Origin of the sequence: Micromonospora saelicesensis, from assembly GCF_900091575.1 — a bacterium.
Lineage (GTDB): Bacteria > Actinomycetota > Actinomycetes > Mycobacteriales > Micromonosporaceae > Micromonospora > Micromonospora saelicesensis.
Map to the genome: position 1 here is coordinate 86,773 of NZ_FMCR01000009.1, position 13,098 is coordinate 99,870.

Annotated in this window: 14 protein-coding genes; 6 read left to right on the forward strand and 8 right to left on the reverse strand. The window is 70.8% G+C overall.

Annotated features, from left to right (window positions below):
* Position 1 precedes the first annotated feature (1 nt).
* A complete protein-coding gene (locus GA0070561_RS30285; protein ID WP_091408840.1) occupies positions 2-712 on the reverse strand; it encodes a carbonic anhydrase in 711 nt (236 codons plus the stop codon).
* Between the two features lie 171 nt (positions 713-883).
* On the opposite strand from GA0070561_RS30285, the gene GA0070561_RS33860 reads away from it, so the two are divergent.
* Positions 884-1,390, forward strand: coding sequence for a hypothetical protein (locus GA0070561_RS33860; RefSeq protein WP_167362536.1), 507 nt, complete (start codon positions 884-886; stop codon positions 1,388-1,390).
* A 70-nt stretch (positions 1,391-1,460) separates the two neighbouring features.
* Here the strand turns inward: GA0070561_RS33860 and GA0070561_RS30295 are convergent, their stop codons facing one another.
* On the reverse strand, positions 1,461-2,882 hold the full coding sequence (locus tag GA0070561_RS30295; protein WP_244166497.1) for a DUF1996 domain-containing protein: 1,422 nt from the start codon (positions 2,880-2,882) through the stop codon (positions 1,461-1,463).
* Positions 2,883-3,218: 336 nt separating this feature from the next.
* Positions 3,219-4,229, reverse strand: coding sequence for a saccharopine dehydrogenase family protein (locus GA0070561_RS30300; RefSeq protein WP_091408281.1), 1,011 nt, complete (start codon positions 4,227-4,229; stop codon positions 3,219-3,221).
* Between the two features lie 94 nt (positions 4,230-4,323).
* Here GA0070561_RS30300 and GA0070561_RS30305 point away from each other — a divergent pair, with 94 nt between their 5' ends.
* Entirely contained in the window at positions 4,324-5,262 is a 939-nt protein-coding gene (locus GA0070561_RS30305) for a helix-turn-helix domain-containing protein (RefSeq protein WP_091408284.1), read from the forward strand.
* Positions 5,263-5,331: 69 nt separating this feature from the next.
* On the opposite strand, the gene GA0070561_RS30310 is transcribed toward GA0070561_RS30305, so the two are convergent.
* Together GA0070561_RS30310 and GA0070561_RS30315 are read right to left on the reverse strand one after the other, a co-directional pair.
* Complete coding sequence (locus tag GA0070561_RS30310) at positions 5,332-6,177, reverse strand: SDR family NAD(P)-dependent oxidoreductase (protein ID WP_244166498.1); 846 nt, start codon at positions 6,175-6,177, stop codon at positions 5,332-5,334.
* An 85-nt stretch (positions 6,178-6,262) separates the two neighbouring features.
* Positions 6,263-6,952 (reverse strand): maleylpyruvate isomerase family mycothiol-dependent enzyme, encoded by a 690-nt coding sequence (locus GA0070561_RS30315; RefSeq protein WP_167362537.1) that lies wholly within the window; start codon positions 6,950-6,952, stop codon positions 6,263-6,265.
* A gap of 79 nt (positions 6,953-7,031) precedes the next feature.
* On the opposite strand from GA0070561_RS30315, the gene GA0070561_RS30320 reads away from it, so the two are divergent.
* The 3 genes from GA0070561_RS30320 to GA0070561_RS34425 all read left to right on the forward strand — a co-directional run bounded on the left by GA0070561_RS30320 (position 7,032) and on the right by GA0070561_RS34425 (position 8,346).
* Entirely contained in the window at positions 7,032-7,685 is a 654-nt protein-coding gene (locus tag GA0070561_RS30320; protein ID WP_091408289.1) for a TetR/AcrR family transcriptional regulator, read from the forward strand.
* A gap of 124 nt (positions 7,686-7,809) precedes the next feature.
* Positions 7,810-8,055 (forward strand): hypothetical protein, encoded by a 246-nt coding sequence (locus GA0070561_RS34420; protein ID WP_244166499.1) that lies wholly within the window; start codon positions 7,810-7,812, stop codon positions 8,053-8,055.
* A 96-nt stretch (positions 8,056-8,151) separates the two neighbouring features.
* A complete protein-coding gene (locus GA0070561_RS34425) occupies positions 8,152-8,346 on the forward strand; it encodes a hypothetical protein (protein WP_244166500.1) in 195 nt (64 codons plus the stop codon).
* Between the two features lie 8 nt (positions 8,347-8,354).
* On the opposite strand, the gene GA0070561_RS30330 is transcribed toward GA0070561_RS34425, so the two are convergent.
* The 3 genes from GA0070561_RS30330 to GA0070561_RS30340 all read right to left on the reverse strand — a co-directional run bounded on the left by GA0070561_RS30330 (position 8,355) and on the right by GA0070561_RS30340 (position 11,884).
* A complete protein-coding gene (locus tag GA0070561_RS30330; RefSeq protein ID WP_091408291.1) occupies positions 8,355-10,406 on the reverse strand; it encodes an amylo-alpha-1,6-glucosidase in 2,052 nt (683 codons plus the stop codon).
* Positions 10,406-10,771, reverse strand: coding sequence for an SCP2 sterol-binding domain-containing protein (locus GA0070561_RS30335; protein ID WP_091408293.1), 366 nt, complete (start codon positions 10,769-10,771; stop codon positions 10,406-10,408). The genes GA0070561_RS30330 and GA0070561_RS30335 overlap by 1 nt, the downstream gene beginning before the upstream one ends.
* A gap of 81 nt (positions 10,772-10,852) precedes the next feature.
* Positions 10,853-11,884 (reverse strand): carboxypeptidase-like regulatory domain-containing protein, encoded by a 1,032-nt coding sequence (locus GA0070561_RS30340; RefSeq protein WP_167362538.1) that lies wholly within the window; start codon positions 11,882-11,884, stop codon positions 10,853-10,855.
* Positions 11,885-12,127: 243 nt separating this feature from the next.
* Here GA0070561_RS30340 and GA0070561_RS30345 point away from each other — a divergent pair, with 243 nt between their 5' ends.
* Positions 12,128-13,078: an SRPBCC family protein gene (locus GA0070561_RS30345; protein ID WP_091408299.1), complete on the forward strand. Its 951-nt coding sequence runs from the start codon at positions 12,128-12,130 to the stop codon at positions 13,076-13,078.
* Positions 13,079-13,098: the final 20 nt, after the last annotated feature.

A 13,098-nucleotide genomic window follows, 5' to 3' on the forward strand; every position in this document is an offset into this window, starting at 1 on the left:
CTCAGGCCACCAGGGAAACCCGCCCGTTGTCCAGGTCGTAGCGGGCGCCCACCACCCGCAGCGCACCCTCGTGCACCTTCTCGGCGATGATCGTGCTGCGAGCGCTGAGCGCCCGCACCTGAGCGACGATGTTGGCCCGGACCGCCTTCTCCACGGGGTCGCCGGGCTGCTCCAGCACCGGCTCGACGACCGGGCGCAGGGCATCCACGATGGTGCCGATGTGCCCGGGCGCCGTACCGCCGGTGTGGATGGCATCGATGGTGGCGGTGATCGCGCCGCAGCGCTCGTGGCCGAGGACGACGATGAGCAGGCTGCCGAACTCCTCCACCGCGAACTCGACGCTGCCGAGCAGCAGGTCGTCGACGATGTTGCCGGCCACCCGGTTGTCGAACAGGTCACCCAACCCCTGGTCGAAGAGCACCTCGGGAGCCACCCGGGAGTCCGCGCAGCCGACTGTGATGGCGAACGGGTGCTGGCCGGCGGCGAGCCGGTGCAGGTCGGCCAGGCCCTGGTGCGGGTGCCGGCCGTGGCCGGAGGTGAACCGACGATTGCCGGCCTGTAGCCGACGCAGCGCCTCCGTCGGCGTGTCGACCGGGTTGTCGGCCGGGGCGGCGGAGGCGGCGGACGGGCTGGCTGCGGCCACGCCGAGCGCCACGGCGGCGGCGCCACCGGCGGTCAGCAGCGAACGGCGGGACAGGTGGGAACGTGCCACGATCATCTCCCTGAGGTGAGGCAACTCGCCTCTTCCTACCAGCCCGCCGTCCACATAGGTGGTTGCCGTGCGGTGGCCAGTGGGCGACGGTGAATCGCCACTGACAGCACGCGGAGTGGCAGACGCCAAGCAAATTGATCATCGTCTGGGCATCGGCTATCGTGCGCGTCCGTGAAACCTTCCCGTCTTGCCTCAGCCATGTTGATCCTTGCCGTTTCGACGGCCCTCGCCGCCTGTGGCGACGCCGACAAAGCGACGACCGCCGGATCCACCACGCCCGCTCCCACCTCCGCAGCCCCGTCCGCGGTGGCCACCTCCGCCGCCGCCACTCCGGCCTCGTCACCCGCCGCGGGCGCGGCGACCGACAAGCAGGTCTGCGAGGCGGTGAAGAAGGCCAGCGACGAGATGAGGACCGAGATGGTGAAGGTCGCCACGACTGGCGACGCGTCGGCGGCGGACTTCAAGAAGATCCTGACTGGGCTGGAGCAGAAGGTGACCACTGTCGCCTCGACCGGCGACGGCAAGTTGGCCGATGCTCTGCGGACGTTCGCCGCCGAGGCGGCCAAGGCTGCGGCCGCGGCGGACCCGGCGACCGCCGCCGACAACCCGGCCTTCGAGAAGGCCGGCAAGGAGGTCAACGCCGCATGCAAGGCGGCCGGCGTCAGCGTGAATCTCTGATTGACGTGATGCGATGACGGACGGCCCCCACGCCTGAGCGGGGGCCGTCCGTCGACAACGGAGACGGTGGTCAGCCGCCGGCGAAGGTCGTGTCGACGCCACACTTGGCGTTCTGGTTGAGGCAGGACTTCACCAGGTCACCGAGACGCTCCGGCTCCCAGGCGTTCATGAAGTCGCCGTGCATGGATGACGGCTTGCCGGAGGAGAGGCTCAGACCGTCACCGCCGAGCGACTCGTAGTTGACCATGAAGGACAGATCCGGCACGGCCACCGGGTACTTGCCGGTGCAGACGCCGTTCACCGGGTCACCCATGTGCGACTTGTGATCGGGTGAGTCGATGTTCTTGCCGTCCCAGCAGTCCTTGAACACGAGCTGGAAGATCAGGTTGCCGCCGGGGGCGCACTTCGGCCAGTTGCCGTCGGCGCTGCGGCCGATCTCGGTGCTGCCGGCGCACCAGAACTGGTTGCTACCGGCGTTCTTCGGAGTGTCGACCTGCCGCTTGGCGTCGCCTTCGACCACGACCAGGCCCGGCGGGAACGGCTTGACTGTCGACGGGTCCTTGACCCGCGAGCCGTAGTAGATCCGCATGCTCTTGATCGGCACGGCCTTGCCGTCCTTGCGCAGTTCCGGGGTCCAGTAGGCGCTCTTGTCCCCCGGGGCGTTGCAGGTGTTCGCCGCGGCGAACAGCTTGTCCGTCGTGGTGAAGGCGTCGATCTTCGGGCCGAAGAAGGTGTGCATGTGCGAGGCGCCGGACAGACCAGGTAGGACGATCGGGTCGTCCGGGGCGGAATTCGCGACGCCGCAGTCGGTGTGGAACTCCGGCACCCGGGTGGTGCCCGGCGGCACCGCCTTCGGCTTGATGGCGTTGAAGGCGGCCAGTTCCTTGCTCCACCTGGCCTGGTCGACGGGCACCCAGCCGCCGGCCGGTGCGCTCGGCGGGACGGACGTCGACGGGGACGCGGACGCGGTGGAACTCGGCGTGGCCGAGGGGGTGGCCGACGTGCTCGGCGCGGCCGACGTGCTCGGCGACGTGCCCGTCGCGGGGCCGAACGTGAACCAGTTCAGGTTCACGAAATCCGACGTCGAGGCGCTCTTCATGACGGCGAAGACGGTCTGCGCGCCGGCCGGCACAGCGGACGCCGTCGCGGTGACGGTGGTCCACTTCTGCCAGCCACCGGTCTGGGCGATCGGGAAGCTGGCCAGCAGCGGACCGTTCTGCGCGCCGAGACGCAACTCGACAGTGCCGCCGGCGGCGTTGTGCGAGGCGACCCGGGCCGTCAGGTCGACGCCCGTTACCGACACACCGTCGAAGCGCAGCCAGTCGCCGCTGGCCAGCCAGCCGACGTTGCGGCCGCCGTCGGCGTCGCCGGTGCTCTCGGTCTGCGCCCCGGACTGTGCCGCGAAGGCCTCTGCCTGCACCCGGCCGGGCACGGCGACCTCTTCGGCCTGGGCGCCGGCGATGTAGATGCCGCTGCCGGCCAGCGCGGCCACGACTGCTGAGGCGAGCGTGATGCGAGTGAGGCGACGACGCTTTCGCGCCCGATCCGGCGGTGCGACGTGCGCGGGGGGAGTCCGCATTACCAGTGGTTTCCTTCGAGTCGACGATAAAGCTCTGTCGGAAGGAGTATGTGCACGTCAGGGGCCTTCATCAAATTGCGAGGAAAGAATTAAGGAGGCCGGTCGACAAGTGCCCTGGCAGCCAGCGCGGAGGCTTCGGATGACATTTTTTCGCCCGCACAGCCTTAAGTTTCTTTTAAATCCCGCCGCCCCTGTTCTGGCTCGATGATTACGAGTTTTGCGTAACGAATTGTGGCCGAATTATCGGCCTCAGTCGCTGACCGGTTCGACGCGGATGGCCGGCGACAGCGCGCGCAGGAAGTCGGGCGCGTCGAACATCTCGCCGGCGGAGGCCACGCCGCTCGTCCTCGTCCGACCATCAAGGACGCGCCGAACCGCCTCCACGGCCAGGGGCGCGCTCACGGCGTAGATGTCGCGGCCAGTGGCCACGACGCGCCGGCGCGCGTCGCCGCGACGCACGATGACGTCGACAGTGAACGTCTGCGCCGACCGGCCCAGCTCGTCGACCGCGACCGGCGCCGCCGCGGCGGCCAGGTCGGTGGTGGCGTCGACGGTCATGTAGGTGCGGATCTCGGGGATGGCCAGGTGACGGGGGATGGTGACGACGTCGGCCATGGTGAACTCCCCGAGGACGGTGCGCCGGCCCAGCGGCGCGGGAAAGTCCCAGTCGGTCCTCGGCAACTCCCCGCCGGGCTGGTACTCCAACCGGCCGCCGGTGTAGCGGACCCGGCGGCCGTCGCGGCGCTCGCGGGAGACGACGCCCGCGGCGACCGTCCCGGCCGTCGGGTGCCAGCTGCTCAGTCCGTACGCGACGTGCGCCTCGTCGGCCGACGTCCAGTCGCCCATCGCCGTCGTCGCGAGCAGGTCACCGAGCCCGCCGAAGAAGGCCATCGCCGGGACCACCGCGACGCCTGCGGCGTGGGCGCGCTCGGTGAAGTGCGCGAACGTGTCGAGGTTGGCCTCGATCTCGGCCGCCACGTCCACGTACGGGATCCCGGCGCGCAGCGCGGCCTCGATCACACCGGCGGCCGTCGACGCGAACGGACCGGCGCAGTTGATGACCGCGTCCGCGCCGGTCAACGCGGCGTCGAGCGAGGCCGGATCGTCGACCGACGCCACCCGGTAGCCGAGCCCGAACACCGCCAGCTGACGCGCGTCACGCCCCACCGGCAGGGCATCGAACCCGCGCTCGCGCAGCTCCGCCATCACGAACCGCCCGGTGTGCCCGTACGCCCCGAACACCGCCACCCGGTAACCCATCGCTGCCCCCTCGAAAGATCGACTGGGACCAGCCTCGCGCAGCGGTCGGCGGCCGACCAGTGTCGGGAACGCCAACCCCCGTACAGTTTCGGACATGGCCCTTGTCGCGATCGCCGCCACCGACGGGATGCTGCACTTCGAGCTGGCCCTGGCCTGCGAGGTCTTCGCCCACGACCCCTCCGGCCTGGCCAACCCCTGGTACGACGTGGCGATCTGCGGCCCCGGCCCGGTCCGGGTCGGTCGCTTCCTGGTGGCGCCCGACGACGGGTTGGACCGCCTCGCCCGCGCCGACACCGTGATCGTCCCGTCGGTGGAGGACGTCGACGCGGACGTACCCCCCGACCTGCTCGACGCGGTCCGCGCGGCCCACCGGGCGGGCGCCCGGATGGTCTCGCTGTGCACCGGCGCGTTCGTGCTGGCCGCCGCCGGGGTGCTCGACGGGCTGCGGGCCACCACGCACTGGGCCCACACCGAGGCGCTGACCGCCCGCTATCCCCGGGTACGGGTCGACCCGGACGTGCTCTACGTCGACAACGGCACCGTGCTCGCCTCCGCCGGCAAGGCCGCCGCGATCGACCTGTGCCTGCACCTGATCCGCCGCGACCACGGCTCGACGGTCGCCAACGCCGTCGCCCGTCGCCTGGTCGTGCCACCGCACCGCGCCGGTGGTCAGGCCCAGTACGTCACCACGCCGGTGCCGGCCCGTGACGACCACCCGCTGGCCACCCTGTTTCCCTGGGCGCTGGCCCGCCTGGACCGGCCGCTGACCGTCGAGGACCTGGCCCGGCAGGCGAACATGAGCTCCCGCAACCTGGCCCGCCACTTCCGGTCGGCCACCGGCACCACCCCGCTGCTCTGGCTGTCGACGCAACGGGTCCGCCGCGCCCAGGAACTGCTGGAGCAGACCGACGACAGCATCGACGCCGTCGCCGAGGCGGCCGGCATGGGCACCGCCGCGACGCTGCGTCGACACTTCCATCGCACCGTCGGCGTGCCCCCGGACGCGTACCGGCGCACCTTCCGCAGCGCCTGAGCGCACGGCCTGCCCCGGCCGCCCCGGAGGACTGGGCGGCCGGGCTCAGGCCGGCGGAGGCTGACTCGTTCAGACGGCGGTGCGGCCACCGTCGGCGTCCAGAATCACGCCGGTGACGAACCGTGCCTCGTCGCTGACGAGGAACGCGATGACGGCGGCGATGTCCTCCGGATCGGCGATGAAACCCAGCGGGGCCTGGGCCGCGAGTTGTTCCAGGACCTCGCCCAGGGCTTCCGATCCCGGAGTGCGGGTCGGGCCGGGGCGCACGGAGTTCACGCGCACTCCCGCCGGGCCGAACTCGGCTGCCCAACTCTTGGTCAGCAGGTCCAGGGCGGCTTTGCTCGCGCCGTAGACCGACAGGCCCGGGAGGGCGACTTCAGCGGCGAGGGTGGAGACGTTGACGATCGCTCCACCGCCTCGTGCCGCCATCGCAGGTGCAAGGTTCGCGACCAGATAGAACGGCGCCTTCAGGTTGGTGCCCAGCACCGCGTCGAAGGTCGATTCCTCGGTGCCCGCGGTTGGTCCACCGGCCCCGATCGCCGCGTTGTTGACGAGGATGTCGAGGGTTCCGCCTGCGGACTCGGCGGCCTGGGTGGCCCTGGCCGCGAGTTCTACAGCGGATTGCGCGTCGCGCAGATCGGCGGCGACGAAGTCGGCCTTGCCTCCCTCGGCGTGGATCTGCTCCACCACTTCCAGTCCTCGTTCGGCATTGCGCCCGGAGACGATGACACGGACACCAGCGCGAGCGAGTTTGAGTGCGGTGGCGCGGCCGATTCCGCTCGTCGAGCCGGTGACGAGAGCAGTCGTGGTTCCCACGGGGGTCTCCTTGCTGGGTTGTTTCAGATGGGCCTGATGGATGCGCCAGGCGGCGCTTTCCAGTCCCGGATACGTACAACGTACGTAAGCGTGCGTCACGTACGTTGTACGTGTCAAGTGATGTCGAGCACGCCGCTGGTACGGCCGGTCGGGGCAGCGGCGTGCTCGACGGGCCGCGTTTGCTTCAGAGTCGGTTCGCCAGGATGGCGACGCCGCTGCCCGCCAGGTTCGGGACGGCGTGCTGTCGACCGGCGAGGACGGAGATGATGCTCTCGGCGGTGCCGACGACTTCGGGGGCCCCGGCAGACGAACGCGACCAGCCCGTGTCGGTGGTGCGGAACGCGATGCCGCGGGCCCGCGCTACCGCGGGGATGAACGGGTTGGGCACGCGTGTCTCGACGGTGAGGACCGCGTCGGCCACCGGCGGCGCCAGGACGCCGGACCTGCCGAGCGCGAATGCGATATCGAGGTGGTGAACGACGTGGTCGCCGAGCAGCAGCGGCGCGGGCAGTAGGCGTCCGATGCCTCCTGGTTGCGCCCGGAAGCGGTCGAACGCGTCGATCAAATCCGGGGCGCTGGTTCGGCTGGCGTACTCACGGCTCAGAAGATCGTTCGAGGCATCGAACGACCAGCGCCGCCGCCCCATCGCCAGCAGGAGCCGAGATGGCGGCAGGTGCAGGCCCAGCACGAGGTGGGCGAGCACAACCTTGTTCGTCCAGCCTGCGCAGAGGCTGGGCCGCTCCCACTCTTCATCGGTCAGGGCGCGGGCGAAGGCGACGAAGGTGTCATCCTGCTGCTGAGCCAGGTCACGCCATCCCGTTCCACTTTTCAGGCTGGCCCGGAATGTCGGGCGCTCCGAGTTTCTAGTGATCATGAATCTCCTCCTACTATACGTACGCTGTACGTATAGTACCGTCGGACACGTACGCTGTACCCATCCGAGGAGAGCCAGCATGAGAGCCCGTTTCACCCTCGCGGACATCCAGCAACACGCGCTGGTGATCGTCGACCGGGATGGCTTGGCCGGGCTCACCATGCGCTCCCTCGCGGCGTCCCTGAAAACAGGCGCCATGACCCTCTACAACTACGTCGACAGCCGCGAAGCCCTTGAGGAACTCGTGGTCGACGCCGTCTCGTCCCGCGTCCAGATACCGGAGCCAACCGACGATTGGCTGGCCGACACGCGTGCCGTGGCCACCGCCATGTGGAGGACCTTCCGCGCGCACCCGGCGGTCATCCCGCTCATACTCACCCGCCGCACGTCCTCCCGAGCCAGCCTCGCCCCAGCCGAGGCGCTCGCGGCAGCCCTCGCTCGCGGAGGTCTGGACGGCGTCGACCTGTTCGTCGCGTTCCGCGCCGTCTCGGCGTTTGTCACGGGTATCGCGCAGAATGAGCTGGCCGGCGCGCTCAGCCGGGAGCAAGATCCCGCATCCGCCGCCCGTCGCATCGAAGCGCTTGCGCAAGGGGCTCTACCGACCCTCGCCGAACTTGCCCCGGTCGGGGCCGTGTTCAGCGGCCAGGAATTCGAGCGCGGTCTCACACTCGTCCTCAACGGCATCACGCACACTCCCCGCCCGTTCGGCCCTCACGATCAGGCAGGTCGTTAGCGCGGATCTCCTGGTGGGCAGACGCCGTGGTGGGACGCCGGGGCGGGGTACGCGCGGAGGGCATCGCTCGTCGGCGTCGGGCAGAATGCCAAACTCCTGCTCTGTACGGCGGTCGGGGAGTTTGATGGGCTACAGCTTCGAACACGTCGATCTGCCCGAGCCCGCCGCGACCGCGCGCGCCCACGCCGAAGCGTGCATGGACCTGAACGGGTCGTGCGGCAACTGGCCACAGTGCTACGAGGAGTACTCGTCCCTCGCCGCCACCTACCAGTTCGCTCTGAACATTGCCGGCATGCAGTTCTGTCGGGAACGCATGCGGTGGGCCGGCATGACCTACCAGGCGACGCCGCAGCCCTTTCCGGACTGGTAGTTCGACAGCTTCGACGACTGGCGCACAGATCAGCGCCGCCGTGACGCCTACAAGGCGGCCGAACGGGCGGCAGCCGCGCAGACCAGCCCCGGCAAGGTGGGGATCCCCGAGTTCAAGCTGACGAGCAACGGCCCCTGGGTGGTGGGCGAGACCGAGATCGAGCAGGCGTTGATTCTCTACGACGCGTCGCCGACGCACCTGCGCGCCGAGTGGGAGACCGACGAGCTGTGGGTGACCTGGCTCGACTGGCTGAGGGAGACGCGCGCCCACGGCGGCTTCACCGTCAGCTGATTGTGCCGCTAGAGCTGGTCGGGGCGTTGGCGGGCGAACGCGTCGCGCTTGCCCCAACGGCCGGGGATGTCCAGGAGCGCGATGCGCCCGAAGGTGGCGGGCAGCGCCGGGTCCACGGCCAGGTGGTCTTCGTGCGGGTTGATACCGAGCATGGTGCGGATCAGCAGCATGCAGGCTCCGCTGGACCATGCCTGCGGACTGCCGGCGGTCGGGTACCGGATCGGAAACTTGGTGGTGTCGCGGTCGAACCCGCCGAACGCCTCGGGTAGCCGACCCTCGAAGTAGGTGGCGGCGGACAGGATGCCCTCGGCGATGCGGGCCGCCTCGTTGCCGAACCCGTAGCGGCGCAGACCCCAGGCGATGAACGAGTTGTCGAACGGCCAGACCGTGCCGTTGTGGTAGCCGAGCGGGTTGTAGCGGCGCTGCCCCTCGGCGAACGTCCGCACCCCCCAACCGGAGAAGAGCGCCGGCCCCATCAGGTGCTCGACCACCCGAGGCGCCCGCTCCGGTGGCACGATGCCGCTCCACAACAGGTGCCCGATGTTGGACGACAGGCTGTCCACGGGGGTGCCGTCATGGTCGAGCGCGAGGGCGTAGAAGCCGCGGTCCTCCAGCCAGAACTCCCGGTTGAACCGCTCGTACAGGGCCGCCGCCTCGCTCTCCAGCCGCTCGGCGTAGGCATGATCACCCCAGAAGGAACGGGCCAGCCGGGCGCCTCGGATCTTCGCGTCGTAGGCGTACCCCTGGGTTTCGCAGGTGGCCCTCGGGAAGCCCGGCAGTCGGCCGTCGGCGTAGGAGATGCTGTCCCAGGAGTCCTTCCAACACTGGTTGTCCAGCCCGGTGGCCCGGTTGCGTCGCTGGTACCAGATGTAGCCGGTGGAGTTCAGATCCGCGTACAGGTCGATCCAGGCCAGTGCCGCACGGGCCTCCTGCTCCAACTCCATCACCAGCGCGGTGTCGCCGCTCCACCGCTCGTACTCGTCGAGCAGCACCACGAACAGCGGCGAGGCGTCCACCGTGCCGTAGTAGGGGGAGTGTGGCTGCTCCTCGAACGCGGCCGACTCCCCGTAGCGCAGCTCGTGCAGGATCCGGCCCGGGTCCTCCTCCAACACGTCGTCGGTCCGGGCGCCCTGCAACGACCCGAGGATCCGCAGTGTCGGTGGGGTCAACGACGGGGTGACCGGCAGGGTTTGCAGGCAGGTCAACAGACTGTCGCGACCGAACAGGGTCATGAACCAGGGCAGGCCGGCCGCGGGCACGCTCGCCCCGCCGAGCGAGAGCGGGGCGAAGCGCAGCGCCGCCAGGTCCACCAGGCTGCGGTGGTAGACCTGCTGGAGGCCGACGCTCTCGGTGTCCAGGGTCGGGGCCGCCGCGACCCATTCCTGCACGCTCGTGGGCAGGGTGGAGTCGTCCGGCCGTAGGGCCCGCAGGGCGGAGCGCAGGTCGACGCCGTCCGGGCGCAGCGCCAGCATGACGGCCTGCAACCGGGTGGACCACTGCTGCCCGGGCGGCAGCCGGACCGCGAAGCCAAGGCCGTCCGGGCCAAACTCCGCGGGCTCGCTGGCCGACACGACGACCTCACGCCGGTAGGTGCCGCGCCGGTAGCCCAGGCGCAACTCGTTCGGGCCGACGTGCGTGTAGTGCTCGCCGCTCTTCTCGCCGACGTCGAACTTGATCTCGAAGATGTCAGCGAAGTCGGCGGCCACCTCCAGGCGTACGTCGAGTGTCATGTCCCGCTCGCCGTAGTTGAAGATCGTCAGCGACTCGGTGAGGTCCGGGCCGATGCGCCTGCGGCGAATGGCCGACACGTCGGCCTCCACGTAGTCCACCGCCGCGCCCGGCACCGCGAAGAACGTGACCTCGAAGTACTGGCTGTCGTCCACCGACAGCGCGGTCATGCACTCTCCGTTGACGGTGAGCCTCCAGCGGGACAGGAAGCGCGTGTCAGCGGCGAAGAGGCCGACCGGGGTGCTCGGGGACGACTGCACGTCGCCGCTGGCGTCGGACACCATGAAGGTGTTCCCGTCGATGCACGCCACGGTGCCCGCGATGTCCCTCATCAATCACGTCCCACTGTCGGGATCCTCGCGCTGGAGCCGCCGGGCTCTCGCGGAAACAGCCGCCCGATGCGCAACGCCAGGGCGAGATCACCGTCGACCATGATCTCGCCCCGGGTGATCGCCGCCAGCCCGTTCACCTCGCCCCGCGCCATCGCCTCCGCGAGTTGCGCGGACACCTGGATCACCGTGGTGGCGGGGGCATCGCTTCGCGTCACGCGCATCCGGCCATGATCGATGTCCAGCAGCCACTGCTCCAGGTTGCCGTCGTCGCGGATGTCGAATCGCACGCTGCCACAGACCTTGCTGAACCGTGGATCCTGGCCAGCGTCCGTCAACCGCTCGAAGAAGGCGCTGGTCTCGGACATCCCACCTCCTCGGGCGCTGGTAAGAGCGGATGCCGGCTACCCGCTGCCGCGCACTCCTAACGCCGGGTGGTGCCCCCTTGTTCAGGATGCGAGCGACAAGCGGGTCCCGAGGTTGAAGTCCACCACGACCGGCGCCCGTCGGACCCGCACGGGAGTCGCGGCGTCGAAGCCGGCGGCGTCGCGGTGCCAGACCGGCGGGGCGTACGCGCAGTCGCAGCGCAGCTTCACCCGCTGCCCGGGGAGCAGGCGCAGGGTGTAACCGCTGCCCACGTCCGCGACGCCGGCCAGGTCCCCGGTGGCCGCGTCGAACGCGATCACCTGGGCGTAGGTGAGCAGCTCGTCGACCCGTACCGCTCCGGTGAGCGGCGTCCCGGCGGGCAGCGCCTGATCCAGGGTCGCCGTCTGTTGGGCGCGGACCCGCACCGGCCGTGCCTGCTGCCGACTGCCCACCCCACCGGACCACACCGTGGCCAGCCCGTCGGCGGCGAACTGCACGGGCCAGTGGTACGGGCCGAGGCCGGTGATCGTGTAACGGCCTTCCTCGTCGGTGGTCGGGCCGTGGTCGCCGTATTTCGGGTGCGGCACGTAGGGCACCACCATGACCAGCGCACGCGGGATCGGCGCGCCCGTCTCCGCGTCGGTCACCACTCCGACGACGGTGCCCGGCGGGTCGAGTCGGACGTCCGGCACGCCGGTCACCACGCCGGCGCGTACCTGGACCACCCGGGCCCGCTCGCGCTCACCGGTGCCGCCGTGCCGGCCGACCCACTGCCAGCCGTGCGCCGTCGTGTCGTAGGGGCGCACCAGCAGCCGGTACCTCCCCGGGGCGACGTCGCCGGTCACCAGGACGCCCTGCTCGTCGGCGCAGCCCCCGTACCGTCCGAGCTGGTCCTCGCCGAGCGTGACCGCCGCCAACGCCGCGGCGTCCACCGGGACGAGCGCGGCGCAGGCCCGGGGGACCGGTGCGCCGGTCGCCGCGTCGCGCACCACGGTGCGGACGCCGCCGGGCGCGGGCGACCCGGGGGTACGCGCGTGGGCAGGCGCGGCGGCCTCCCCGACGAGCAGTGCGACGGCGATGGTGGCGGTCAGGTGGCGCAGCAGAGCACGGCTCACGGGGATGTCCTTCCGGCGGCGCGGCGGGTTGGGCCGACGGTAACGGCGTTCAGGTGATCCAAATCGGTCAATGTCGCGATGCCGACCGTTGCCGCAGGTTTTCCTCTCACACCGCCCGCATCGGACGTTCTGCCCCGAACCCGGCGCGCGCGGCACCTGTTCGACATAGCGTCACGGGGGCGGGGAAACCACCGCCGCCCCCGCCGGCGGATTGGCGGCGACGCCCACCGGAAGGGACCGGACATGAGTCAAGTCGACACTGTGCTCCTGCCGGAGCTGGACGGACCGGTGCCGGCGACGCTGCCGAGCGCGCTCGGCCTGCTGAGCCTGGCCCTGGGAGTGGGCGCGCTGGTCGCGCCCGGACCCGTCGCGCGACTGACCGGGGTGGACGACTCCCCGGCCGCGCGATCCGTGCTTCCGGCCATCGGCCTGCGGGAGTTGGGCAGCGCCGCCGGCCTGCTCAGCGGCCGCCGCCCGGCCGGCTGGGCCTGGAGTCGGGTGGCCGGCGACGCCATGGACCTCACACTTCTCGGGCGGGCCCTCGCCGAGCGCAGCGGTGAACGCCGCCGCCGGGTCGCGCTGACCACCCTCGCCGTCGCCGGCATCACCGCCGTCGACGTGCTCGCCGCCGTGCGCGTCGGGCGGGCTCGACGGGCCCGCGCGCGGGTGATCCGGATGCAGATCGCGGTGACGGTGAACCGGTCGCCCGCCGAGGCGTACCGGTTCTGGCGGGACATGGAGAACCTCCCCCGGTTCATGGCGCACCTGGAGTCCGTCCGGGCCGACGACCTGCGCCGCTCGCACTGGATCGCCCGTGGCCCGGCCGGGCACCGCGTCGAGTGGGACGCCGAGATCATCGACGACCAGCCGAACAAGTCGATCACCTGGCGGTCACTGCCGGGGACCCGGGTGCCCAACGCCGGCCGGGTCCGGTTCGTGCCCGCCCCCGGCGACCGGGGGACCGAGGTGCGGGTGGAGCTGCGCTACGCGCCGCCGGCCGGCGCGCTCGGCCGAGCGGTGGCGAAGCTCTTCGGCGAGGAACCCGAGCAGCAGGTCCGCGACGACCTGCGCCGGTTCAAGCAGGTGCTGGAGACCGGCGAGGTCGTCCGCTCCGAAGGCAGCCCCAACGGCATCTCCGTACGCCAACAGGCCATGCAGCGACCCGCCCAGCCGCTGCCGGCGTCCCGCCGCTGACCGCCCGAGCTCTCCGAAAG

Excerpts from the sequence above, each read along its gene's own strand:
- GA0070561_RS30335 (WP_091408293.1), bottom strand. The coding sequence starts at position 10,771 with ATGTCCGAGACCAGCGCCTTCTTCGAGCGGTTGACGGACGCTGGCCAG.
- GA0070561_RS30305 (WP_091408284.1), top strand. The coding sequence starts at position 4,324 with ATGGCCCTTGTCGCGATCGCCGCCACCGACGGGATGCTGCACTTCGAG.
- GA0070561_RS30345 (WP_091408299.1), top strand. The coding sequence starts at position 12,128 with ATGAGTCAAGTCGACACTGTGCTCCTGCCGGAGCTGGACGGACCGGTG.
- GA0070561_RS30330 (WP_091408291.1), bottom strand. The coding sequence starts at position 10,406 with ATGAGGGACATCGCGGGCACCGTGGCGTGCATCGACGGGAACACCTTC.
- GA0070561_RS30300 (WP_091408281.1), bottom strand. The coding sequence starts at position 4,229 with ATGGGTTACCGGGTGGCGGTGTTCGGGGCGTACGGGCACACCGGGCGG.
- GA0070561_RS34420 (WP_244166499.1), top strand. The coding sequence starts at position 7,810 with ATGGGCTACAGCTTCGAACACGTCGATCTGCCCGAGCCCGCCGCGACC.
- GA0070561_RS30320 (WP_091408289.1), top strand. The coding sequence starts at position 7,032 with ATGAGAGCCCGTTTCACCCTCGCGGACATCCAGCAACACGCGCTGGTG.
- GA0070561_RS30315 (WP_167362537.1), bottom strand. The coding sequence starts at position 6,952 with ATGATCACTAGAAACTCGGAGCGCCCGACATTCCGGGCCAGCCTGAAA.